The organism is Ruegeria sp. R14_0, assembly GCF_017743975.1.
Taxonomy (GTDB): Bacteria; Pseudomonadota; Alphaproteobacteria; order Rhodobacterales; family Rhodobacteraceae; genus Ruegeria.
The window spans coordinates 1-23,402 of sequence record NZ_JAGHRC010000003.1 but is presented as its reverse complement, the minus strand read 5'-3'; the positions used below and the strand labels follow the sequence as shown (position 1 = coordinate 23,402).

Below are 23,402 nucleotides of genomic sequence, written 5' to 3'. Positions count from 1 at the left end.
GTATGACACCCTTGCGGGCATCGGCGAATGACAGCGGGTCACGCTGTCGTCATTCGGAACGCTTCGCGCTCGATCTCCATGAACACCCGACCGGCGGTACCGATCGAGGCGTATAGAACCGAGTTCTCAGCGCCTTCCAAATCCGAAAAGAAATGTGTGGCCCAGGGGCCGATATGCTTGCTCCAGAACGCCTTCTGGTCTTCCAGAGACGCAGGCCGACCGAAACGCCCGACAATCATCCCGGCCATCATCTCCATCAATGAGGCGATGTTGTCTTCGGGCTCGAATACGTTCTGGGCACGAGTGATCCCGCGTGCGGTCATGTCATTGCGCAACTGGGCCAGAGGTTTCTCGTTCAGGAACCCGGTGAGGTAGAAACTGGCATAAGGCAGCAACTCACCCCGGCCCAGACCAATGAACAAAGCATTGAATTCGCGCTCCGCAGCTGCGGGTTTCGTCACATTTGCAACGCGCGCCATGGCCTGAATGGCTTGTCCCAGATCGGTGTCATCGCCGGTCAGACCGGACACCTGATCCAACAGCAACTGATCTGGCGGGGCAGACAGCAGCAGCCCGAGGAAATTGTAGAAATCCGCGCGCAGGCGATCCTCGGCCGAGACTTCGATCTGTTGCGCTTCGCTTGCGGTCATAGGGTTATCCTTCGAATTCAAATTTCATGCGGCGCGGGGCAGGGGCGGCATCGACCTCTGCCAGCGCTTCGGTCGTGGTCTCGGGCTCTTCGGCGGCAGCCGCCAAAGCAATCTCGGGCTCTGGTGTTTCTGTTTCGGCTACGATTGGCTCTTCCGAAGGCGCGTCCGCTTCAGGTGTTTCGTCAGCGGTGTCTTCGGCGTCGGCAGTCAACGCTTCGACATGGGCCAGCATGCCCTTGCCAACCTGATACGCGGTTTGCAGGTTTTCGATCACGCAGGCGGCATCGGTATAGTCTTCGCCATAGTCCACCAGCCCATCAACGTTGGCCAACACTGGGTTCAACCGCCAGAGCCGACGCAAGGCGCGGCGGCGCAACCGGTCTGGGACAGCCTTGGCCATAAAGCCCGAGACGTCATCACCCGCTTGCAACTGGTCGGGATCGGGAAGGTTCAGTTCTTCCAGTATCTCGGCGTCAGTTTTTTCTTCCAGTTCGGTCTGACGCGCAGCAATGGTCTGTTGTTCAACCGCGACAACTTCGGCGTCGGCTTCCGCCTGAACGGCGGCTTTGCGGCGGGACCAGAAATCGCGGGCTTCGGTCATTGCACGATCCTCCGCGGAGCGCGGTATACGTCCGACTCTTGCCGGATGCGTGCATCGCCTTTGCCGTCCTCAACCAGATCAGTTCGTTTCTTGTCGCGGCGCCGTTTTACGAATACTTCGTCGCGATGGTGTTCCAAGGCAAAATCCCGGACCCAGGCGATCAACCCTTCTGTCATCGGGATTTTCTCGACGATCTCTTCTCCGGTATCGGCGTAATCCTGACCTTCGAACGGGGACGCTGTTACCAGCACCGCTTCCATCGGCCGCTGACCGTCGAGCGCGTCACGAAGAACCAGATAGATTGAGGGCTGACCGTCCGAGAGGTTCACCAGGTATGCCTCGGTCTCATCCGCCCATAGGGTCAGGGGCAGGGTGGCCGCGTGATACTCAACCGCTTCGCCTTCGCGTCGCATCTCAAGCCAGTCCGCAGGACCAGCGCCGGGCAACACGGCAACGGCGCGCCAATTCCATTTCGCCCAGCGGGTTACACCGGGTGTTTTGCGCACGACGACGCCGATTGGCATTTCAACTTGGCTTGCGGCCTTGGCCACGGGCTCCTCCCCGGAAAGCGCTCCCCTGCCTTCCCTTGCGTCCACTATGGTACACAAAGCGCTTAAGTGCCAAGCCTACATGCTACGACCTTAGTCGTAAGGGGCGATAGCAAAACGGTGATACGCCCGTGCGCATGCCTTTTTTTACTGGTCGGAGGGGTGTTTTTTCCGGTTTAGCGCCGGGCTTGGTCAAACCCTTTACATTGCGGGAGAGGGGATACAGCCTATTTCGCGAAGAGGCGGAGGGAAATCATGAGCACAAAACTACTGCTATGCGACTGCGCAGGGTCTCAGGAGATCGACGCTGACACGATCGCAACGGCCTGCGATGTGGCGTGTTCAAAGGTTCACACCGCCCTTTGCACGCGCGAGCTTGAAGCTGCTGCGGTTGCCTTGCGGGAAGGGGACACCCTCATCGCCTGCGGGCAAGAGCATGAGGTGTTCCAAGCTCTTGCGGAAGAGGTGAACGCAGACGCGCCCGGCTTTGTTGACTTGCGTGACCGTGCCGGATGGTCGGACCAAGGCGCGGATGCCGGCGCAAAGATGGCCGCGCTGGCCGCCGAAGCCCTGCTGCCACAACCGGTGACGCCAAGCCTGGATGTCTTTAGCGAAGGCACTTGCCTTATCATCGGCCCCGGTGAGGTCTCGTATCCTCTGGCGGATCGTTTGTCAGATATGCTTGCAGTTACGGTTCTGGTTACCGATCAGGCAGAGCCGATGTCGCGCGCTTATGACGTGGTGCGCGGGCGCGTCGCCTCGCTGAAGGGTGCGTTGGGGGGATTCACCTTGCGGCTGGATGCATTTCGGCAATTACAGCCCGGGGGGCGCGGAGCGTTCACATGGACCGAGGCGCGGGACAAGGCGCAATCGGCTTGCGATATCGTTTTGGACCTGACAGGCGATACGCCCTTGGTACAGGCCCCGGCCAAGCGCGAAGGCTATCTGCGCGCCGATCCAAAGGACACGGTATCGGTCGAACGGCTGGCCTTTGAAGCGGCCCAGTTGGTTGGCACCTTCGAAAAACCGCTTTACGTCCGGATGGAGGAAACGTTGTGTGCCCATTCACGGGCCGAACAGATCGCCTGTACGAATTGTCTGGATATTTGCCCCACGGGTGCGATCACTTCGGCTGGCGAACACGTTGAGATTGATCCGATGATTTGTGCCGGGTGTGGGGCATGCGCTGCCGTGTGTCCGTCGACCGCAATTACCTATGAAGACCCGCCCGTTTCCGCCTTGTTGTCACGCATGCATATCTTGGCGCGTACCTATCGGCGGGCCGGTGGTGCTGCGCCGCGATTGTTGGTCCATGACGCACACGGGGCCGAAATGATCCGACTGGCTGCTCGGTTTGGTCGTGGCTTGCCTGCGGACGTGATTCCGCTGGAGCTGAGCGTGATTTCCGGTTTTGGCCATGCCGAGATGTTGGCTGGTTTGGCGCATGGTTTTGCGCGGGTGGATGTCCTGTTGGCCCCGACCACCGAAAGGGACGCGCTGGATCGCGAGTTGGAATTGGCGCAAGCAATTGCAGGCGAGAATGCCTTGGGTGCCTTGGATGAAGTAGACCCTGATGCGCTGTCCGACATCCTTTACGACCAACAGGTTCCGCAGCCTTTGACCGATCCCGTTCTGCCCTTGGGCAACCGCCGCCAGATCGCGCGTCTGGCTGCGCAAGCGTTGAACCCACAGGCCGACACGCCTCTGCCTCTGCCAGAGAACGCACCCTACGGAGCGGTCGCCGTGGATACGGATGCCTGCACCTTGTGCCTCAGCTGCGTGTCGTTGTGTCCTTCGGGCGCGTTGATCGATAACCCGGACAAACCGCAATTGAACTTCCAGCAGGATGCCTGCCTGCAATGCGGTTTGTGTAAGGGAATCTGTCCCGAAGATGCGATCACATTGGTGCCGCAGCTTGACCTGAGCGATGCGGCCCTGTCGCAACAGGTGCTGAACGAGGAGGAGCCCTTTGCCTGCATCGAATGCGGCGCTCTGTTCGGTGTGAAATCCACCGTGGAACGGATCATGGAGAAACTTGCGGGTACGCATCCGATGTTTGCAACCTCGGACAAGGCGCGGATGATCCAGATGTGTGACAATTGCCGTGTGAACGCGCAGTTCCAGCAACAGGACAACCCGTTCCAGTCCAACCCGAAACCACGCGTCGTGACTACCGACGACTATTTCTCAAAACGAAAGGATCACTGAAGCTGCAGCGGGTCCCCGAGATCCGCGGCGCTGATGACCGAGACGAAGGCCAGAATAGCTTCGAGGTCGTCCAACGTCATCTCGACCGGCACAATGGGCGACGGGCGCTGAGGATCGAACGGCGGGGTCAGCCCGTCAATCTGCGTAAAGGCAGGGTGGGGGTTGAGGGCAAAGAAAGCCTGGAACCGTTCCGACCAGTCAGGCATCGCGCGCAGGACTGCGAAAGACGGGGTGGAGCCCAGACCATTCAATCGGTTCTTGGGGCCGATCACATGGCAGCGACCGCAATGGGTCATCGACAGCTCTTCGCCGCGTTTGGCATCGCCGTCGATCACCGTTTCGGTTTCCACAGCAGCGACTTCGAAACTGGCCGAGAATGGCGCGCCCTGGTCTGGCGCAAAGCTCTCGATTGTCCGTTTGCCGATATCGGACAGCATCCAGTCGCGGAACCGTTCATGTTTGGCGTCCTCGCCGATCCGCAGGTGATAGATCACACCGTCCCGCGCAAAGACGGGATCACCTGGCGGCGCAGTTTCCAGCACCAAAACGCCGGTATCATTTGCAATAACGCGTATCCCGGTCTTGAGAGAAAAGCGTGGAAGAATATGTTGCAACAGACCAGAGTCGGTAACTTCCTCAGGCGCGGCCAGACCAATTGCCTCTTGCGACCAAGAGGGGGTGGCAGTGAGCGTCAGGCTCAGGCACAAAAGGACAAAGCGCATAGGCCAACCTAACGGCACGGCACCAAATGCGTCAAATGAACTGAAAGAGACGGAGACACATGCAATGAACGGCAACCACAGTTTGTCGATACGCAGAACCCTGACAGACGGGTTCCAAGAGGAGAATGAGGCATGAGTGTTCGTGACGCGGTTCTTGCGAACCTGAGAAAGATCACCGACCCGGTATCCGGGCAGGATATTGTCAGCGCCGGTGTCGTGCGCGCGCTGAATGTCGAAGGCGACACCGTGCGCTTTGTGCTGGAGATTGACCCGAAGCAAGCCGAACGGATGGAGCCCGTCCGCGCCGCTGCCGAGAAGGCGGCGCAACTGGTGGATGGTGTATCGAACGTGTCGGCCATGCTGACGGCGCATTCCGACAAGGCTCCACCGGATCTTAAGCCCAAGCCCAAGCCCTCGCAAACCGGCCCGCAGGCGGTGCCCGGTGTGGATCGGATTATCGCCGTTGCCTCGGGCAAGGGTGGTGTCGGTAAGTCCACCGTATCCGCGAACCTTGCCTGCGCACTGGCCGCAGAAGGCCGCCGGGTTGGTCTGCTGGATGCAGACGTTTACGGCCCCTCACAGCCCCGAATGCTGGGCGTTTCGGGCCGTCCTGCCAGCCCTGATGGAAAGACCATTCTGCCGCTGCGGAACCACGGCGTGACCATGATGTCGATGGGGCTGATGACCAATGAAGGGCAGGCCGTTGTCTGGCGGGGTCCAATGCTGATGGGCGCTCTGCAACAGATGATGGGGCAGGTCCAATGGGGCGCACTGGATGTCCTGATCGTTGACCTTCCGCCCGGCACCGGGGACGTACAGCTGACGCTGAGCCAGAAGTTCCAGGTGGATGGCGCAATTGTCGTCTCCACGCCGCAGGACGTGGCCCTGATCGACGCCCGCAAGGGGATCGACATGTTCAACCAGCTCAAGACGCCAATTCTTGGGATGATTGAAAACATGTCGACGCATATCTGTTCGAACTGCGGCCACGAAGAGCATGTGTTCGGCCATGGTGGCGTTGCGTCTGAGGCGCAGGCGCTGGGCGTTCCGCTGTTGGGCGAAATCCCGCTGCACCTGGATATCCGTGTCGCCGCGGATGGTGGTGCGCCGATCGTGGTCAGCAAACCCGACAGTGCGCAGGCCGAGTCGTTCCGCAAGATTGCGCGCGACCTGATCGCACAGGGCAACGCATGAGCGAGCCAGTCTTTCCCCCTTTGCTGACGGGCCATCCGGTGCAGGGCGGGGAAGACCCGTTCGATCGCGCTCAGGCCATGGCCGCGCTGGGCTGCGATGCGGGCACTGTGGTCTACAACATTCAGGCTGACCGCGTGCGCGCGGCGATTGTCTTTGCTCCGGAAGTTGCGTTGCAGGATGCGATGGCCATGCTGCCGCTATGCGCGGTTGGGTTTCAGAATGCACTGGGCGCGCTGGCTCCGCCCGAGGTCGCGGTTCATCTAGGGTGGGACGGGTTGATCTGCGTGAACGGCGCGAAATGTGGGGTTTTCCGCGTTGTTGCTTCGGGTACCGACCCACAGGCAGAGCCGGACTGGCTGATTGTCGGGTGGGAACTGGCGCTGTTGCAGACCAGCGACGCGCCGGGTGAAAACCCGGACGTCACCGCGCTGTATGATGAGGGGTGCGCCGATGTCTCGGCGACCCAGCTTGTGGAAAGCTGGTCGCGGCATATGCTGACATGGCTCAATCGCTGGCAGGAAGAGGGCAACGCCCCGGTGCATGGCGAATGGATGGGTCTTCTGCGCGGAGTCGGAGAACCTTATGGCGAAACGGGAGTGTTTCTGGGCACGGATGAACGGTTCGGAATGCTGATCCGAGAGGGGTCGGACACACAGCTTCGCCCGCTGACGGAATTGTTGGAGAACGGAAAATGAAACTGGCCCGGGCAATCCATTTCGATGAAAGCGACATGAACGTTTTCCACTCACCGGCCCGGACCGGAGAGTGGTGTATTTCCGGGGGCTTCGAGTTTTCGAACTGGGGCGAAGGCGACCTGGAGGGCAAAGCGCGACAGGCCTTTGCCAACGGTTGGCTTGGGGTCGAGACCTTTGGCCGCGTCACCTTTGTCGCGGTCACGCAGGTTGAACCGGCCGAGGTGGATCAGATCGCACAGAACTTGGCCAAACACTTCGTTCAGCTCTACGGTGCCCCGTCGGTCGATGCGGCCATGGAAGTGGCGCGGGCCGAAATCGCGCATATGTCCGAACTGTGTGACGAGCATAGCCCGAACACCTTGCTGACAGTCTCGCGTGAGCTTTCCGACGCCGGTGTGCGAGAGGCGTTCCGCGTGATCACTCCGCAGGAAACTCAGCTAGAGGCTCTGGCCGTTCACGGGTCGCTGGACGAGTAACCGTCAGATCAGATCTGCAAAACCGCCGAACTGGCCGCGCTTGAAGATCAGGCCCTTGCCGGTGCGGTACATCGCGTGCTGAACCTGGCCCACAAGGATCAGGTGATCGCCCGCGTCGTGACGCGCGTGTAATTGGCAGTCAAACCGGGCCAGACACCCGGATAGCTGTGGTCTTCCGGTAACATCCCGTGACCACTCAGCATGGGAAAAATCCTTGCCATCGCGGGCAAAGCGTAGGGCCTGATCCTGTTGATCTTCGGCCATGACATGGATCGAATAATGCTGGCTGGCGTTGAAATCGTCGAACCGGTTCGAGTCCTTGGCCAAGCACCACAGGACAAGTGGCGGGTCCAAAGAGACGGATGTAAACGAGTTGACCGTGATCGCCCGTGGCCCTTTTGCGGAATCAGTGGTGATCACCGTCACGCCGGTTCCGAAACACCCCAACGCCTCGCGGAACGAGGTGCTTTGATCGGGGGTAGGGGTAAAGTGTTTTTCCGTCATGTCGCGTTCATCCCGTGGCCGCGCCTCAGGTGCCACGGCGCGCCGGGTTTGTCCATGAAAAGCTGCGTTTAGCTTGTGTGTTTTCCGGACTAGTTCAGGTCTTCCAGAAGGCGACCATGTTGGCGCGTCGCCTCAATCACCAGTCCAAAGGTTGTCATGCCGCGTGCCTGCAACATCGGCAGCATGCGCACCAACGCCTCGGCCGTGGCAACAGCGTCGCCCAGGGCGGTGTGGCGCAGCTCGGGCGGGATGGTGATTTCCAGCCGGTCGCACAGCGCGTCCAGCGTATGTTTGTCGCTGGCTCCGAATAGCACCGCGGACAACAGTACCGTATCCAAAATGGGGTGGTCCCACTCGACACCCATTCGTTTGGCGTGTCGCCGTAAGAACGCCATGTCGAAAGGCGCATTGTGGGCCACAATGACAGCGTTGCGCGCAAACTGGTGCAGCACAAGCCCGGCCTTAGCAATATCCGGGGCCCCCTGAACCATGCGGTCGCTGATCTTGTGCACCTTGGTCGAGGCCGGAGGGATCGGGATGCCGGGATCAACCAGCATATCCAGTCGCTCTCCATCCACGATCCGACCGTTGACGACCCTTACGGCGCCGATCTGAACGATCTCGTCCTTGTGCGGCAGCAGTCCGGTTGTCTCGGTGTCGAAGACGACAAAACACAGATCCTGAAGGGCCAGGTTTTCGAATGCATCATCCGTGCGCGCATTCAGCAGGTTGAAATCATAGACCAGTGGGCGCGCGGCATCAGGTGCGATGTTTGCGGCGCTTTCGTCGAAGATCAGCATGTAACCCGGCGCGCTGCCCAATGGCTTCATACGTGCGCGATAGCTCTGCGCGCCATCGATGCTGGACAGTGTGCAGGCGACCTCGAGCCCGGTTTTGATCAGTTTGGCGTGGGCCTGTTCCAGCATTTCGGGGGCCAGGTATTCGAACAAAGACGCGTTCAGCCGGGGATGCGCGATCTGGGCCAGAACCTCGGCGGCCTGACCATCATATAAAACGATCTTGTGCGTCGGGCTGGCCAGCAGCATGGCGACCGGGATGTCGGTCAGCAGTGCGGTCAGCCGCTGTTTTTCCGCCGCCAGATTTGCCGTTTCTTCGGCCACGGCCTGCGCGACATCCATCGTTTTGTCCGACAACTGATCCGCCAACCCGGCCGCAGCAGGTGCCAGATCGCCCAGATAGCGTGCGGCCTGGGTATCGACCTCGGTGTTGACCCCTGCATGCGCACGCGCGCGTAACTGGGCCGAAATCCGTTCGATCGGCTTGGCGACGTTGTCATCGAACAACAGCCAAACAGCTGCGATCAAAGCCAAAAAGCCGAAGGCCATGACGATTTCCGCAAAAATAAACGCATCGACAAGGTCAGGGTCTGCAACCCGGCGATAACTGATCCACAGCGCCAGCGAGCTGACGGCCAGTGCGCCCACAGCCAACAGGCAAAAGAACAGGAAAATCCGAAGGCGCAGGCTTAACCGGGTCAGCATGTTACACTCCGCAGGTTGCCTCGACGATGGGGTCGTTGGCGGCCACATCGATCCAATCGGCGTTCAACAGGCGACCGTTATCGGCAAACTCGGCCCCGTCTATAAGGTTGGCGCGGCTGAAGCTTTCGCAGTTGACCGCAACCGGCAGTTTCGAAACTGGGGCCCAGCGGCCAAAAAGGTACAGGTCCACCAGCCTTTGTTCCGGGACCTGATCGTTCTTGCGCACCGAGCTGGCGTCAATAGCGGCAAAGCGGTCGACGAAGGGCAGGGCATAGGTCCACGGGCGGTAGAATGCGCGACTTTCGACCTCTTGGATCACAGCCATCCCCTCGGGCAGAGCGTCCCGGGTGCGGTCGTACCACGAATACTCGCTGGCAATCGTCACACCAATCATACCCAGACCGGCAGCAACCGGGGTCATCCAGCGCGGCAGGCGGCCACCGGTCAGCTTGTTCAGCACCATCACGATACCGGCAAAGGCGAAGCCTGCAAAAATTGTGCCGATCAGTTCCAGAAACATCTATCTCTCCGTAGTTCAGACGTGGTCGCCTGTATTGGTCTTGCGGCTTTAGCCCAGCATGCCCTTGCCCTGGCCCACAGCCGATTGCATCGTTTTTACCACAACAAAGGCATCCCGAAGATGACTTCGCTCAAAGTCGGACAGAGCCGATGGTGGAAGGAAATTGTCCGGCTTTTGGTCATCTTTCACAAGGCGGACCTGATGCTCCAGCCGTGTTTCCGCGATCAGGTCATAAGCATCCAACAGGTCCTGCGCGCCCGATGGGCTGAGGATACCTTCGGATGCCGCGGCTTTCAGGCGCGCACGGGTGTTGGCCTCGGTCAGTTGGCCCTGAAGGCTGTAAATTCGGGCCAGATCGACAACGGGCACCACGCCATTATGCTTAAGATCCAAGGTGTTGCGGTGCTCTCCTGACCGGATGGTCGCAAAGCCTCGGAACAAACCCAGCGGCGGCGTATGTTTCAACGAGTTCGAGATCATATGCGCCACAAAGATCGAGTTTGCGTTGGCGGCGGCCAGCGTTTCGGCCTGCAGATCGTCAAACAGGTGAAAGGCCCCTCCAATCGGACGCAGGTCGAACATGACCGAGGCCAGCATCTGCGCCTCGGGGTTGGGTTTTGCGATCCATCCTTTGAAGTACTCGCGCCACACGCGAACCGGCTGACACCATCGCGGATTGGTCGCCATCATGTCGCCGGGGCAGTAGAAATAGCCACAGACATCCAGCCCGTCCGAGACAAATTTTGCAAGGTCAGCAAAGTACTTCATGTCCGCGTCGGTCACGCTGTCATCCAGCATCAGGCAGTTGTCCTGATCGGAGACACCAGTCTGTTCCTGCCGCCCCTGCGAGCCGCAGGCCAGCCATAAATAGGGAACTGGCGGCGGACCCAGCTTATCCTCTGCCAAGGCCAGCAACCTTCGGGTCGCCGTGTCCGCGATATCGGTGATCAGGCGCGTGACAATCTCATGCCGGTTTCCCGATGCCACCAGTTGCACCAACAGCTGAGGGATTTCCGCGGTTACTGCCGCCATTTGATCCGCCGAGTCTGCCTGCGCGATCCGGCGGACAAGTTCGGCCGAGTTCACGGCCTGATAATGCGTCAGATCCGTCTGGGTCACGATCCCGACCAGGTGCCCACCCTGACAGATCGGGATGTGGCCGATCCCGCGCTCCATCATCACATGCAAAACGTCCGATCCTATGTCGGATGGCGACAAAGTCACTGGGTTCGTCGTCATGATCGCAGAAACAGGAGTATCCGCTGGCATTCCGTCCGCTACGAATTTGCCCGAGATATCCCGCAATGTGGCGATGCCAAGCAGGTCATCTGCGTTTGTGACACACAGGGATGAGATGCGCTTGTCGCGCATCATTCGGGCCGCGTCCTGGACCGGTGTTTCTGGCGGGCAGGTCGCGGGGTCCCGCGCCATCAGAACGTCGATTGCACTTGTCGCCAGGCTTTGGGGGCCAGACCGGGTAGATCGCGTTCGGTTGAAGAATTTGGACACCACATCGTGCCCGTCAATCAGTTGCCGCACCAAATCAGGCGGCAGGACCAGCAGCACCGATGGCGTATGCGCCCGCGCTTTGGTGGCGGCTTTGCCGTCTTTCAGCAGCCCCCGTTCGCCAAAGGAGTTGCGCAGACCCAGATGAGATACGACGGCGTCGTTCTCATCAGTGATCTCAACTTGCCCCTCATAGATTACAAAAACGCCGGGCAGGGTGTGCCCAAGCTCGTACACCGAGCCGTCCTCTTCGACCTCCCAGACTTCGATCTGGTTTGCCACCTGCTCCAACGCCTCGGGGGGCAGGGCGTCATAAGGGTGTACGGATTTTAGAAACCGGGTGATTTCGTCATGGGACAGAGGCATCATATCATCCTGGGCTTCCGGTTGAAAAATCCCGCCCGGTGGTGTGCCGGGCGGGAGTAGTAGATCGAAAAACGCGACACATGGAAACCAACCATATGCCGCATCATGCTCATTTATTCTGAGCTGCGCCCGCGCCACGGGGAATACGAACGCTTTCGACCAGATCTTTGATCTCCTGCGGAGTCTCTTTGGTCATACCGGCGACAACATATGCGACTGCAAAGTTGATCATCGCACCGATGGCGCCGAACGAGGTCGACTTGATCGGACCCAGAAGCGGGTCAGCATCGGTGAATGAGTTGGTGCCCGGAATGAACAGCCAGCCTTTATGCAGGAAGATATAGACCAGGGTTACGACCAGACCAGCCAGCATACCCGCGACCGCGCCGGTGTTGTTGATGCGGGTCGAGAAGATCCCCATCATCAGCGCCGGGAAGATCGAGGCAGCCGCCAGGCCGAAGGCCAAGGCCACGGTTTGCGCCGCAAAGCCCGGCGGGTTCAGACCCAGATAGGTTGCAACCAGAATGGCCACGGCCATCGCGATCCGCGCCGCCAGAAGCTCTCCCTTTTCAGAGATTTGCGGATTGATTGCGCCTTTGACAAGGTCGTGGGACACCGCCGACGAGATCGCCAGCAACAGACCCGCAGCGGTTGATAGAGCAGCCGCTAGACCACCGGCAGCGACCAGACCGATCACCCAACCCGGCAGGTTGGCGATCTCGGGGTTGGCCAGAACCAGGATGTCGCGGTTGAACTTGGTCAGCTCGTTACCGACCCAGCCTTTTTCTTCCGCAATCGCCTGCATGTCGGCATTTGCGTCGTTGTAGTACTGGATCTTGCCGTCGCCGTTCTTGTCTTCCCAATCCAGAAGACCGGTCTTCTGCCAGGTTTTCATCCAGTCGTAACGCGGATCAGTGTCGATCGCTTCAACCGAAACAGCGCCACCATCGATGCCACCATTGGGCCACATCATATCGGTGATGTTCAAACGCGCCATTGCGCCAACCGCAGGGGCGGTCAGATACAGCAGAGCGATGAAGACCAGCGTCCAGCCAGCGGACCAGCGGGCGTCGGACACTTTCGGCACGGTGAAGAAGCGCATGATCACGTGCGGCAGACCGGCGGTACCGATCATCAGCGACAGTGTGAACAGCACCATGTTCAGCGTGTTCGAGTGGTGCGCCGTATACTCGGCAAAGCCCAGCTCGGTCACGATCGCGTCCAGCTTGGTCAGCAGAGGCTCACCGCTTGCAGTGTCGCTGAATAGACCCAGCGCTGGAACCGGCGTACCGGTCAGCTGCAGCGAGATGAAGATCGCCGGGATGGTATAGGCGGTGATCAGCACGCAGTACTGAGCGACCTGAGTGTAGGTCACGCCTTTCATCCCACCGAACACCGCGTAGGCAAACACCACACAGGCACCGATCAGCAGACCGGATGTGTTCGAAACCTCAAGGAAACGACCAAAGGCCACGCCCACGCCGGTCATCTGACCGATAACGTAGGTCACCGACGCGACGATCAGACAGATCACCGCAACGACGCGTGCGGTCTGGCTGTAGAAACGGTCGCCGATGAATTCCGAGACGGTATATTTGCCGAACTTACGCAGGTAAGGCGCAAGCAGCAGAGCCAGCAGCACGTAGCCACCGGTCCAACCCATCAGGAAGGTCGAGTTGTCATAGCCGGTAAAGGCGATGAGGCCCGCCATCGAGATGAACGAGGCCGCAGACATCCAGTCCGCCGCTGTCGCCATACCGTTGGTGACCGGGTGAACGCCGCGACCGGCGGCGTAGAACTCGGATGTGGACCCCGCGCGGGCCCAGATCGCGATGCCGATGTATAGCGCAAAGGACGCGCCAACAAACAGCAGGTTGATGGTAAACTGGTCCATTCCGCTTACTCCTCATCCACGCCGTATTCGGCGTCCAGCTTGTTCATGCGCCAGGCGTAGTTGAAGATCAGCACCAGAAAGACAAGGATCGAGCCCTGCTGAGCAAACCAAAAGCCCAGATCGGTGCCGCCAACGGCAATGCCTGACAGCAGCGGACGCAGCAGGATGCCGAATCCAAAAGACACCAGCGCCCAGATTGCGAGGCTGATGTAGATGAGGCGCAGGTTGGCCTGCCAATAGCCCTTATCGGCTTCGGCAGTCTGCGCGGAGTCTGTTGATTGATCCGCCATTGCGGTTTCCTCCTTCGCTTCCTCCATTGGCGGCTCGTGCCCAACTCCTCCAGTGCCTCGGCCGCTTCTTGGTTGTACCAAACGCCCCGTGACGCTCGGCATAACTTCTCTGTTCCGCCAAGGCGGTTCATTGAAGTATTCTGTTGTGGGATCAAAGCCTTGCGGCTTATCTCCTCCCCTTAACTCATCGCGTCGCCTGCGATTGCTTCCAGATCGCGGGCGATGTCTTCGATCTTGCCCATGGCATTTGTGCGTTTCAGCACGCCTTGGCTGTCGTAATAGGCAATTAGCGGTGCCGTCTGCGCGTGATATGCGGACAGGCGCGAGGCCACTGTTTCCGCATTATCGTCTGCGCGGCGCTTGAACTCAGTGCTGCCGCAATTGTCGCATTTGCCCTCTACCGCGGGCGTTTTGAAACGGTCGTGATAGCCTTCGCCGCACATCGCGCAGGTGTATCGGCCCGATATACGGATAACCATTTCCGCATCTTCAACCTCGAGGCTGATCGCAGCGCTGATCTTTTGGTTGTTCTCCGCCAGCAGCTCATCCAAAGCCTCGGCTTGAATAGTCGTGCGCGGGAAACCGTCCAGAATAACGCCTTTGGCACAGTCCGGTTCAGCCATGCGGTCGCGCAGGATTGCAATGACGATGTCATCGCTGACCAGATCGCCGGCCTCCATCACCGCTTGCGCGGCTTTGCCGGCCTCGGTCCCGGCGGCGACTGCAGCGCGCAGCAAATCACCGGTGCTGAGTTGAACCAGCTCGAACTTTTCTTCAAGCATCCGCGCCTGTGTACCCTTCCCGGCGCCCGGAGGGCCGAGAAGGATCAGAACTGTGGGCGTGGTGATCGTGGCAGCGTCCATCACATCCTCACTTGTTTGCGCGGTTTTCGATCAGGTCTTCGACGACCGACGGATCGGCCAGCGTCGACGTGTCACCCAGGCTGCCAAAGTCATTCTCGGCAATCTTACGCAGGATGCGGCGCATGATCTTGCCTGAACGGGTCTTGGGCAGGCCGGGGGCCCATTGGATCACATCCGGGCTGGCAATCGGGCCAATCTCGGTTCGGACCCAGGTGCGCAGCTCTTTCAGCAACTCATCCGATGGCTCACGATCATTCATCAGAGTGACATAGCAATAGATGCCTTGCCCCTTGATTTCATGGGGATAGCCAACCACGGCGGCCTCAGCCACAGCCGCATGAGCGACCAGAGCACTTTCGACTTCGGCCGTACCCATGCGGTGGCCCGAGACGTTGATCACGTCATCTACGCGACCGGTGATCCAGTAATCGCCATCTTCGTCGCGACGGCAGCCGTCGCCGGTGAAATAGTAGCCTTTGTAGTCCGAGAAATAGGTCTTCTCGAACCGCTCATGATCGCCCCAAACAGTGCGCATCTGGCCGGGCCAGCTGTCCTTGATACACAGAACGCCCTCGACGCCATTGCCATTGATTTCAACGCCGGATTGCGGGTCAAGAACAACAGGCTGGATGCCAAAGAACGGCTTCATCGCGGCACCGGGCTTCATGGCATGTGCGCCGGGCAGGGGTGTCATCAGGTGACCGCCGGTTTCGGTCTGCCACCAGGTGTCAACGATTGGGCAGTTTCCTTTGCCGATGACCTCATTGTACCAGTTCCAGGCTTCGGGGTTGATCGGTTCACCCACGGTGCCCAGAGTTCTCAGATCACTCAGGTCGTGCTTTTCCACCCACTCATTGCCTTGCCCCATCAAAGCGCGGATCGCGGTCGGGGCGGTGTAGAACTGGTTGACCTTGTGTTTGGCGCAGACCTCCCAGAAACGACCAGCGTCGGGATAGGTGGGGACGCCTTCGAACATTACCGTGGTTGCGCCATTGGCCAGCGGGCCATAGACGATGTAGCTGTGGCCGGTGACCCAGCCCACGTCGGCGGTGCACCAGTAGATGTCTCCGTCATGGTAGTCGAAGGTGATTTCGTGGGTCATCGCGGCATAGACCAGATAGCCGCCGGTGGTGTGAACCACGCCCTTGGGCTGCCCGGTTGAACCGGAGGTATAAAGGATGAACAGCGGGTCTTCGGCGTTCATCTCTGCCGGTGCGCTGTAGTCATCCGCCTCAAGCGCCATTTCGTTATAGTCATAATCGCGACCGTCGATCCAGGTGGTCTGTCCGCCGGTGCGCTTGACCACCAGACATTTGACCGTGTCCTTGCAGTGCAGCAGAGCCGCGTCTGCGTTCGACTTCAACGGCGTTTTACGACCGCCACGGGGCGCTTCGTCGGCAGTGATGATGACCTTGGCGTCGCAGCCATTGACCCGTGCGGCCAAGGCGTCTGGCGAAAAGCCCGCGAAAACGATCGAGTGGATCGCTCCGATCCGCGCGCAGGCCAGCATGGCATAGGCGGCTTCGGGGATCATCGGAAGATAGATCACAACCCGGTCGCCTTTGCGGACACCCATGGATTCCAGAATGTTCGCCATCCGGCAGGTGCGGCGGTGCAGTTCGGTATATGTGATGTGCTGGGCCGGGTCGCTTGGATCATCCGGCTCCCAGATAATTGCGGTTTGGTCACCGCGGGTCTTCAGGTGACGGTCTAGGCAGTTGGCCGAAACGTTCAGCGTGCCGTCCGCGTACCAGTTGATTCCAACCGAACCAAAATCGTAGTTGACGTCTTTGACCTGCGTGTAGGGCTTGATCCAGTCGACCCGCTTGCCTTGCTCATCCCAGAACGCTTCGGGATCGTTGATCGAGTCTGCGTACATCTGACCGTATTTTTCAGCATTCACATGCGCGCGGGCAACGGTTTCGGCGGACGGCGGAAAGGTATTGGCTTCTGCCTGGGCAGCGGTTGTCATTCTGAGGCTCCTCCCTCTGGACCATATTGAATCGGACCGATTTTGCCTGCTGAACGGGCGATGTCGATCCGTTTCCTCCCTGTACGCAATAATACGGAGGGCTGAAAACAATGAAATAAATTACCGATTTCTCACGATTAGTTTGTAAATTCTTTATTCAGCACTGCTCAATCTTGTAAATAACTTGGGGTAATAGATTTAAAAAATAAGAAAAAACAATGGTATGATTGTAACAAGATTTTTGGCGCTCTTCAGTCCTGCGCAATTAATTATTGCGCATCTTCGATTCACCTTTTGGTTGTTAGCGTATGACGGTCGGATTTTCCGACAGGCGCGCGGACGGGCCAGGGGTTGGCACGTGTCGATGTTGGCGCTAGCTTTTACGCCAAGCACCCCGACAAGGCGGTGCGGAAAAGGGAGAGATCATTATGAAAAAGATGTTGGGCGGCTCTGCCGTTGCCGCTTTGTGCGTTGCATTCGTGTCTGAGGCTGCCGCGACGGAATGGAATGCCTCGGTGTGGGGCAAGCGCCGCGCGTTCACTGAGCATGTCGAAAAACTGGCAGAACTGGTCAGCGAAAAGACCAACGGCGACTTTACCATCAACGTCAGCTATGGCGGCCTGTCCAAACCCCGCGAAAACCTGGACGGGATCGAGATCGGTGCTTTCGAAATGGCGCAGTTCTGCGCCGGGTATCACCGCGACAAGAACCGCGCGATTACGGTGCTTGAGCTGCCGTTCCTGGGTGTGAACAATCTGGACGAAGAAGTGGCGATCAGCCACGCTGTTTACGACCACCCCGCGGTTCAGGAAGAGATGGCGCAGTGGAACGCGCGCCTGCTTATGACCTCGCCCATGCCACAGTACAATCTGGTTGGTACAGGTGATCCGCGCGACGAACTGGCAGAGTTCGAAGGGATGCGCGTGCGCGCCACAGGCGGTTTGGGTCAGGCGTTCGAAGCTGTTGGCGGTGTGCCAACCTCGGTCCCTGCAACCGAAGCGTTCAATGCAATGGAATCCGGTGTTGTTGACACGGTCGCGTTTGCTCAGCACGCGCATCTGTCATTCGGCACCATCAACGAAGCCGACTGGTGGACAGCGAACCTGAACCCCGGCACTGTGAACTGCCCGGTCGTTGTGAATATCGACGCCTACGACGCGCTTCCAGCCGAACATCGCGAGGCGCTGGACAGTTCAATCGACGAGGCGATTGATCACTATCTTGCCAATTACGGTGCGCTGCTGGAGCAGTGGGACAGCGTGCTGGAAGAAAAAGGCGTCCAGAAGGTCGAGATCGACGACGCGGTGATTGCCGAATTCCGCACGAAGGCTGCTGATCCGATCCGCGAGCAGTGGATCGCAGATATGTCGGCTCAGGGTCTTCCGGCACAGGACCTGTATGATCTGGTTCAGTCCACGCTGGAACAGAAGCGAAGCGGTAACTGATAGCAAAATCCGGGTGCCCAACCGGGCGCCCGGACACTTATAAAAACAGGGGAACACCGCAATGGCAGGACAGGCCACGGTGCTTGAGGACGACAGCCTTCTAAGTTCATTAGATCGTAAGTTGCTGAGGTTAGAGCGATTTTTGGCTCTGATCAGCGGTATTGCGGTGTTTGGCCTTATGGTTTTGGCGGTGGTCTCGGTAAGCGGACGCAACGCGATTAACGCGCCTTTGCCGGGATATGTGGACTGGATCGAACAGGCGATGCCGCTGATCGCCTTTCTGGGCATTTCTTACGTGCAGCGCGATGGCGGGCATATCCGAATGGACATCGTCATCTCGCGCCTGCACGGTCGGGCGCTGTGGCTGTTCGAGTTGATCTCGGTCATTTTGATCCTTGTCCTCATGTTGGCATTGGTCTGGGGCAGCTGGTCCCACTTTGACCGGTCCTTCGACTTCGGCGCGCCTCTGTGGAGCCGTGACAGTTCAATCGATATCGGCATTCCCCTTTGGCCTGCCAAGCTGTTGGCACCGGTCGCCTTTTCGGTGCTGTGTCTGCGACTGGTTTTGCAGGTTTGGGGATACGGCCGCGCCTTGATTGTGGGCGCGGAACATCCGGTGGCCGTGCCGCTGATTCAGGACGCAGCCGCACAGGCAGCCGCCGAGGCCGAGCAATTCGAAGGGCAGGACTAGCGCATGGACACGATTGACATTGGCCTGTGGGTCACAGGTGGCCTGCTGGTTCTGGTCGTAACTGGAATGCGCGTGGCCTTTGCGGCTGGCCTTGCAGGGCTGGTCGGGCTGGTCTGGATTTTCTGGGCAAAGTTCGGGTATGACCCCGATCGCTTTGGCAAAGCGTTGACGGTTGCGGTCAAAACCGCAGGGCAAGTGCCCCATTCCAAGGTGGCGGCCCATACGCTCAGCTTGATTCCCACCTTTATCCTGATCGGGTATCTGGCCTATTACGCGGGCCTCACCCGCGCTCTGTTCGAGGCTGCAAAGCGCTGGGTCGCCTGGGTGCCTGGCGGACTGGCGGTTTCAACCGTCTTTGCCACAGCAGGGTTCGCCGCCGTGTCCGGCGCATCGGTCGCAACTTCGGCCGTATTCGCCCGGATCGCGATCCCCGAGATGCTAAAGGTCGGATACAACAAGCAATTCGCCGCCGGAGTGGTAGCCGCTGGAGGCACGTTGGCTTCGCTGATCCCACCCTCGGCCATCCTTGTGATCTATGCCATCATCGTTGAACAGGATGTCGGCAAGCTCTTGCTCGCTGGCTTTATCCCCGGTGCGTTTTCCGCTGTTGTCTACGGTCTTTTGATCGTCGGCATCGCTGTGATCTTCAAGACCGTTGGCCCGCCGGTGACCGGCTTCACTTGGAAAGAACGGTTCTCAGCGTTGCCGGGCGCGATCCCGATTGTGGCGGTGATCCTGATTATCATCTGCTTTGTCTACAACCCATTTGGTGACAAAGCTTGGGGCACTCCGACCGAAGGCGGGGCCATCGGGGCGTTCATCGTCTTCTGTTTCGCTTTGTTTCACGGCATGCGCTGGCCCGAGTTCAAATCGGCGTTGCTGGAAACTGCCAAACTGACAGCGATGATTTTCTCAATCATCTGGGGTGTCCTGATTTACGTACGTTTCCTCGGATTTGCCGACTTGCCGGGAGCGTTTTCCGACTGGATCACCTCATTGGAGATGTCCCCAATGCTGATCCTGATCTGCATCTTGCTGGCCTACGCTGTACTGGGCATGTTCATGGATGCAATTGGGATGTTGCTGCTGACCTTGCCGGTCGTCTACCCGGCGGTCATGGCGTTAAACGGAGGCGAAACAGTCAGTGCCGCAGAAAGCGCCTTTGGCATGTCTGGCCCAATGTGTGCCATTTGGTTCGGGATTTTGGTGGTGAAAATGGCCGAGTTCTGTCTGATCACTCCACCTATTGGCCTGAACTGTTTCGTGGTCGCCGGTGTGCGTCCGGATCTGAGTGTTCAGGACGTGTTCAAAGGTGTGACGCCGTTCTTTATTGCCGATGGTGTAACCATCGCGTTACTGGTCGCTTTTCCCGGCATTGTTCTCTTCCTGCCGTCGCTCGCGGGGTAGACCAAACACTTTGCGAGGCTCTGCCTCGCGCTCCGGGATATTTATAGCCAGATGAAGCAGGGGATCCGGAACTTCATCTGGCCTAAAATATCCCGGGGGAGTCGCCCAAAGGGCGGCGGGGGCAGGGCCCCCGATTTAGCCAGCACGCATTAACATGCCAAACAAATCCCGTGGGTTATCCGGGTCGGCCAGCATGTCCAGAGGTTCAAAGAAGCCAGTGCCTTCGATGGCGGACTGGATGTAGCGCAGGGCCGAGAAATCCTCGATCGCGAATCCGACGCTGTCGAACAGAGTTATCTGGCGGTCGTCGCGGCGACCTTCGGCCTGGCCGGTCATGACCTGCCACATCTCAGTTACTGGATGGTCGTCGACCAAGGCCTGAATCTCACCTTCAATACGGGTTTGTTCGGGGTATTCGACGAAGATGTCCGAGCGCAGCAAAATATCGCGATGCAATTCGGTCTTACCGGGGCAGTCGCCGCCGATCGCGTTGATGTGTACACCCGGACCGACCATGTTGTCAGTCAGGATCGTGGCATACTTTTTGTCCGCAGTGCAGGTGGTGATGATTTGCGCGCCCTCGATGGCGTCTTCCGGCGTTTTACAAGTTACCACGGTCAGGCCCGAATTTTTCAGGTTGCCTGCACATTTTTCAGTCGCGGCTGGGTCTGTGTCGTACAAGCGGACAGTATCGATCCCGCACATCGCCTTGAACGCGAGGCACTGAAACTCTGACTGTGCACCGTTGCCGATCATGGCCATCACGCGTGAAGATTTGGGTGCCAGATAGCTTCCAACCAGAGCTGATGTCGCTGCTGTCCGCAGGGCGGTCAACATGGTCATTTCGGTCAGAAGTGTCGGATAGCCAGTGTAAACATCGGCCAAAAGACCAAACGCGGTCACGGTTTGCAGGCCTTCCGACGTGTTCTTGGGGTGACCATTGACGTATTTGAACCCATAGGCCTCACCATCTGACGTGGGCATCAGTTCGATCACACCGTGGGGCGAGTGGGCCGGGATGCGAGGCGTTTTGTCGAAGCTTTCCCAGCGTTTGAAATCCGCTTCAATCTGGGCGGCGATCTGGGTGATCATTCGCTCGACCCCGATGTGATGCACCAGTCGCATCATGTTGTCGACGGACACAAAGGGTACAAGCGCTTTTTCAGAAGGTTGGGTCATCAGAAACTCCGGGTCGGGCGGTCAAAGATGCGGCGGCCCATCAGGGACGCGGCCAGATCGACCATCAGTTTTGCAGTGCGTCCACGTTCATCGAGGAACGGGTTCAGTTCGACCAGATCCAGTGAACAGACCAGACCGCTTTCGTGCAGCAGCTCCATCACTAGATGCGCTTCACGCTCAGTGGCGCCGCCGGGTACAGTCGTGCCAACAGCCGGGGCGATGGAGGGGTCAAGGAAATCGACATCCAGCGAGACGTGCAGAATACCATTGGCTGCGCGCACACGGTCAAGAAACGCGATCAGGGGGGCCTTTATGCCGTGTTCGTCAATGCTGCGCATGTCGGCCAACATGGCCTGATCCTGTTCCAGCCGGGCGCGTTCCGCCGGGTCGACAGAGCGCAAGCCGATCATGCCAACGCGGTCTGTGGGTACACGAACAGGCAAAGTGGGAAACGCGTCGAAACCCGGTTGTCCGGTGAAATACGCGACCGGGGTGCCGTGCAGGTTGCCGCTGCCAGTGCTGTCGGGCGTGTGGAAATCACTGTGGGCGTCCAACCACAGAACAAACAGCGGTCGCCCAATCTGGTCGGCGTGCGCGGCCATGCCCGTAACGGTTCCCATCGAAAGGGCGTGGTCGCCTCCCATAAAGATCGGCAGGCCCCTGGGCGCGGTGTCCTGTGCGGCGCGGGCAAGTGCGCTGGTCCAACCGACACACTCGGGCAGAGTAACAAGATGGGAGTGTTCGGGGACATCCGATGGGTCGGCACTGACATTGCCAATATCCACCACGTGGTGACCCAGATCAGCCAGGGCCTCTTGCAGGCCTGCCACCCTGTAGGCATCGGGGCCCATGCGACAGCCCTGACGCCGTTTGCCAGCGTCCATCGGAGCGCCGACCAATATGATGTCTTTTTTATCCATATGATTATCTAGTCACGCGGGGTGGCTTGCGAAAAGACATCAAAATGTTCAAATTGTCAGTCAGCTGGACGAAATGAGAAGCAATGATGGACGATTTGGATAGTAGGCTGCTAAGCGCATTACATCGGGACGCCAGGGCGTCATTGTCTGAACTGGCTGAAACGCTAGGCGTCACCCGCACCACTGTGCGCAGCCGCCTGCAGCGCCTCAAGCAATCGGGTGAGATCGTAGGCTTTACCATCCTCACCCGCCAGGACGTGGCGCAGAGCCCTGTGCGCGGGTTGATGATGTTGGAGATTGAGGGCCGCGGGACGGAGCGTACGATGGCCCGCATCGCAGCTATGCGGCAGGTGCGTGCTGTCCACTCCACAAACGGCGGTTGGGATCTGATCGCGGAAATCTGGACCGAGACTCTGGCCGAGTTGGACGAGGTTCTGTTTCAAATCCGTCGGATGGAGGGGATTACCCGATCCGAAACCAACCTGCTGCTCTCGACTCGCAAGGGGCGGCTCTGACCCCGTAGTGCTTTGAGCTTGAACGAAATTGTGTCACAGTCGCTGTGCGTATTCCAACCGCGCCTGATAGGCAGGGACACAGCATGGCATCTGGCGAGAATGTGGAAGACCTCTGGGCTGTTCGACTGGCGGAACGGGTCTCGGGGTTTCTGGAAAAACCCGCGATCAGGATTGCGATCCCGATCCTGGTCACACTGATCGCGCTGATCGTGCTGCGCGAATTGTCGGCCCATGTGAAATGGGCCGACGTAAAAGCGGACGTCGCGGGAACGTCCTGGAAGCTGATGTTTGTTGCGCTGTGCTTTACGGCCTTCAGCTTCCTTTCTTTGTCGCTCTATGACGTGTTCGCCGTTCAAAGCGTGGCAAAAGGAGAGGTTCCTTTGCCAGTGGCGGGCATGGCCGGGGCATGCGGGTATGCGGTGTCCAATTGCCTGGGCTTTTCTTATATAACCGGCACGGCAATCCGATACAGGATCTATGCATCGTTGGGGCTGGACCTGGGCCGTGTGGCGGGGGTGATCGCGACCTCATGGATTGCGTTCTGGTCAGGTTTTGTGTTGCTGCTGGGGGGCTTGCTGACGTTGCACCCCGACGGTGTGTCCAAGGTTCTGCCGATCAGTGATACCACCGAAACCGTAATCGGCTTGTGCCTGTTGGCGGCGCTGGTGGCGCTATTCATCTGGCTGTCCCGCGGCGGGCGCAGATTGGCCGCGGGACAGCCAGATGAATAGCGC

At 59.0% G+C, this 23,402-nt stretch carries 23 protein-coding genes; 9 read left to right on the top strand and 14 right to left on the bottom strand.

All coding sequences use genetic code 11. From position 1 onward, the window contains the following. Positions 1 to 38: 38 nt before the first annotated feature. The 3 genes from J7416_RS09875 to J7416_RS09865 are packed head-to-tail and all read right to left on the bottom strand — an operon-like array spanning position 39 to position 1,802. A complete protein-coding gene (locus J7416_RS09875; protein ID WP_209224558.1) occupies positions 39 to 650 on the bottom strand; it encodes a molecular chaperone TorD family protein in 612 nt (203 codons plus the stop codon). Positions 651 to 654: 4 nt separating this feature from the next. Continuing rightward, positions 655 to 1,251 carry a DUF3306 domain-containing protein gene (locus J7416_RS09870; protein WP_209224556.1) on the bottom strand — a complete coding sequence of 199 codons (597 nt, stop codon included), beginning with the start codon at positions 1,249 to 1,251 and terminating at the stop codon, positions 655 to 657. Continuing rightward, a complete protein-coding gene (locus J7416_RS09865; protein ID WP_209224555.1) occupies positions 1,248 to 1,802 on the bottom strand; it encodes a DUF3305 domain-containing protein in 555 nt (184 codons plus the stop codon). Before J7416_RS09865 ends, J7416_RS09870 begins: the two co-directional genes overlap by 4 nt. 252 nt (positions 1,803 to 2,054) lie before the next feature. Between J7416_RS09865 and J7416_RS09860 the strand changes: the two genes are divergently transcribed. Next, positions 2,055 to 4,007: a 4Fe-4S binding protein gene (locus J7416_RS09860; RefSeq protein ID WP_209224554.1), complete on the top strand. Its 1,953-nt coding sequence runs from the start codon at positions 2,055 to 2,057 to the stop codon at positions 4,005 to 4,007. Here the strand turns inward: J7416_RS09860 and J7416_RS09855 are convergent. Further along, entirely contained in the window at positions 4,001 to 4,729 is a 729-nt protein-coding gene (locus J7416_RS09855) for a hypothetical protein (RefSeq protein WP_209224553.1), read from the bottom strand. The genes J7416_RS09860 and J7416_RS09855 overlap by 7 nt on opposite strands. 132 nt (positions 4,730 to 4,861) lie before the next feature. Between J7416_RS09855 and J7416_RS09850 the strand changes: the two genes are divergently transcribed. From J7416_RS09850 to J7416_RS09840, 3 genes are read left to right on the top strand one after another with little or no spacing between them, the layout of a single operon-like run. Next, positions 4,862 to 5,923: an Mrp/NBP35 family ATP-binding protein gene (locus J7416_RS09850; protein WP_170421576.1), complete on the top strand. Its 1,062-nt coding sequence runs from the start codon at positions 4,862 to 4,864 to the stop codon at positions 5,921 to 5,923. Next, positions 5,920 to 6,618 (top strand): biotin/lipoate--protein ligase family protein, encoded by a 699-nt coding sequence (locus J7416_RS09845; protein WP_209224552.1) that lies wholly within the window; start codon positions 5,920 to 5,922, stop codon positions 6,616 to 6,618. The genes J7416_RS09850 and J7416_RS09845 overlap by 4 nt, the downstream gene beginning before the upstream one ends. Continuing rightward, on the top strand, positions 6,615 to 7,094 hold the full coding sequence (locus J7416_RS09840) for a DUF6505 family protein (protein WP_209224551.1): 480 nt from the start codon (positions 6,615 to 6,617) through the stop codon (positions 7,092 to 7,094). Before J7416_RS09845 ends, J7416_RS09840 begins: the two co-directional genes overlap by 4 nt. 3 nt (positions 7,095 to 7,097) lie before the next feature. Here the strand turns inward: J7416_RS09840 and J7416_RS09835 are convergent, their stop codons facing one another. From J7416_RS09835 to acs, 8 genes are all read right to left on the bottom strand, one after another. After that, positions 7,098 to 7,598, bottom strand: coding sequence for a flavin reductase family protein (locus tag J7416_RS09835; protein WP_209224550.1), 501 nt, complete (start codon positions 7,596 to 7,598; stop codon positions 7,098 to 7,100). 89 nt (positions 7,599 to 7,687) lie between these two features. After that, positions 7,688 to 9,100, bottom strand: coding sequence for an exonuclease domain-containing protein (locus J7416_RS09830; protein ID WP_209224549.1), 1,413 nt, complete (start codon positions 9,098 to 9,100; stop codon positions 7,688 to 7,690). A 1-nt stretch (position 9,101) separates the two neighbouring features. Then, positions 9,102 to 9,620 (bottom strand): hypothetical protein, encoded by a 519-nt coding sequence (locus J7416_RS09825; RefSeq protein ID WP_209224548.1) that lies wholly within the window; start codon positions 9,618 to 9,620, stop codon positions 9,102 to 9,104. A gap of 48 nt (positions 9,621 to 9,668) precedes the next feature. After that, positions 9,669 to 11,492: a DUF294 nucleotidyltransferase-like domain-containing protein gene (locus J7416_RS09820; RefSeq protein ID WP_209224547.1), complete on the bottom strand. Its 1,824-nt coding sequence runs from the start codon at positions 11,490 to 11,492 to the stop codon at positions 9,669 to 9,671. Positions 11,493 to 11,601: 109 nt separating this feature from the next. Then, on the bottom strand, positions 11,602 to 13,386 hold the full coding sequence (locus J7416_RS09815) for a sodium:solute symporter family protein (protein WP_209224546.1): 1,785 nt from the start codon (positions 13,384 to 13,386) through the stop codon (positions 11,602 to 11,604). Positions 13,387 to 13,391: 5 nt separating this feature from the next. Beyond that, complete coding sequence (locus J7416_RS09810) at positions 13,392 to 13,676, bottom strand: DUF4212 domain-containing protein (protein ID WP_209225068.1); 285 nt, start codon at positions 13,674 to 13,676, stop codon at positions 13,392 to 13,394. Positions 13,677 to 13,855: 179 nt separating this feature from the next. Next, on the bottom strand, positions 13,856 to 14,539 hold the full coding sequence (locus J7416_RS09805; protein ID WP_209224545.1) for an adenylate kinase: 684 nt from the start codon (positions 14,537 to 14,539) through the stop codon (positions 13,856 to 13,858). A gap of 7 nt (positions 14,540 to 14,546) precedes the next feature. Continuing rightward, complete coding sequence (acs, locus tag J7416_RS09800; protein ID WP_209224544.1) at positions 14,547 to 16,511, bottom strand: acetate--CoA ligase; 1,965 nt, start codon at positions 16,509 to 16,511, stop codon at positions 14,547 to 14,549. A gap of 428 nt (positions 16,512 to 16,939) precedes the next feature. On the opposite strand from acs, the gene J7416_RS09795 reads away from it, so the two are divergent. From J7416_RS09795 to J7416_RS09785, 3 genes are all read left to right on the top strand, one after another. Then, positions 16,940 to 17,956 (top strand): C4-dicarboxylate TRAP transporter substrate-binding protein, encoded by a 1,017-nt coding sequence (locus J7416_RS09795; protein WP_209224543.1) that lies wholly within the window; start codon positions 16,940 to 16,942, stop codon positions 17,954 to 17,956. A 61-nt stretch (positions 17,957 to 18,017) separates the two neighbouring features. After that, a complete protein-coding gene (locus tag J7416_RS09790) occupies positions 18,018 to 18,647 on the top strand; it encodes a TRAP transporter small permease (protein WP_209224542.1) in 630 nt (209 codons plus the stop codon). 3 nt (positions 18,648 to 18,650) lie between these two features. After that, entirely contained in the window at positions 18,651 to 20,054 is a 1,404-nt protein-coding gene (locus tag J7416_RS09785) for a TRAP transporter large permease (protein WP_209224541.1), read from the top strand. 135 nt (positions 20,055 to 20,189) lie between these two features. Here the strand turns inward: J7416_RS09785 and J7416_RS09780 are convergent, their stop codons facing one another. Both J7416_RS09780 and rocF read right to left on the bottom strand, forming a co-directional pair. After that, positions 20,190 to 21,233 carry an ornithine cyclodeaminase gene (locus J7416_RS09780; protein ID WP_209224540.1) on the bottom strand — a complete coding sequence of 348 codons (1,044 nt, stop codon included), beginning with the start codon at positions 21,231 to 21,233 and terminating at the stop codon, positions 20,190 to 20,192. Continuing rightward, complete coding sequence (gene rocF / locus J7416_RS09775) at positions 21,233 to 22,153, bottom strand: arginase (protein ID WP_209224539.1); 921 nt, start codon at positions 22,151 to 22,153, stop codon at positions 21,233 to 21,235. The genes J7416_RS09780 and rocF overlap by 1 nt, the downstream gene beginning before the upstream one ends. An 86-nt stretch (positions 22,154 to 22,239) precedes the next feature. On the opposite strand from rocF, the gene J7416_RS09770 reads away from it, so the two are divergent. Both J7416_RS09770 and J7416_RS09765 read left to right on the top strand, forming a co-directional pair. Beyond that, entirely contained in the window at positions 22,240 to 22,668 is a 429-nt protein-coding gene (locus tag J7416_RS09770) for an Lrp/AsnC family transcriptional regulator (protein WP_209225067.1), read from the top strand. A gap of 83 nt (positions 22,669 to 22,751) precedes the next feature. Next, positions 22,752 to 23,399 carry a hypothetical protein gene (locus tag J7416_RS09765; RefSeq protein WP_247744231.1) on the top strand — a complete coding sequence of 216 codons (648 nt, stop codon included), beginning with the start codon at positions 22,752 to 22,754 and terminating at the stop codon, positions 23,397 to 23,399. Positions 23,400 to 23,402 lie beyond the last annotated feature (3 nt).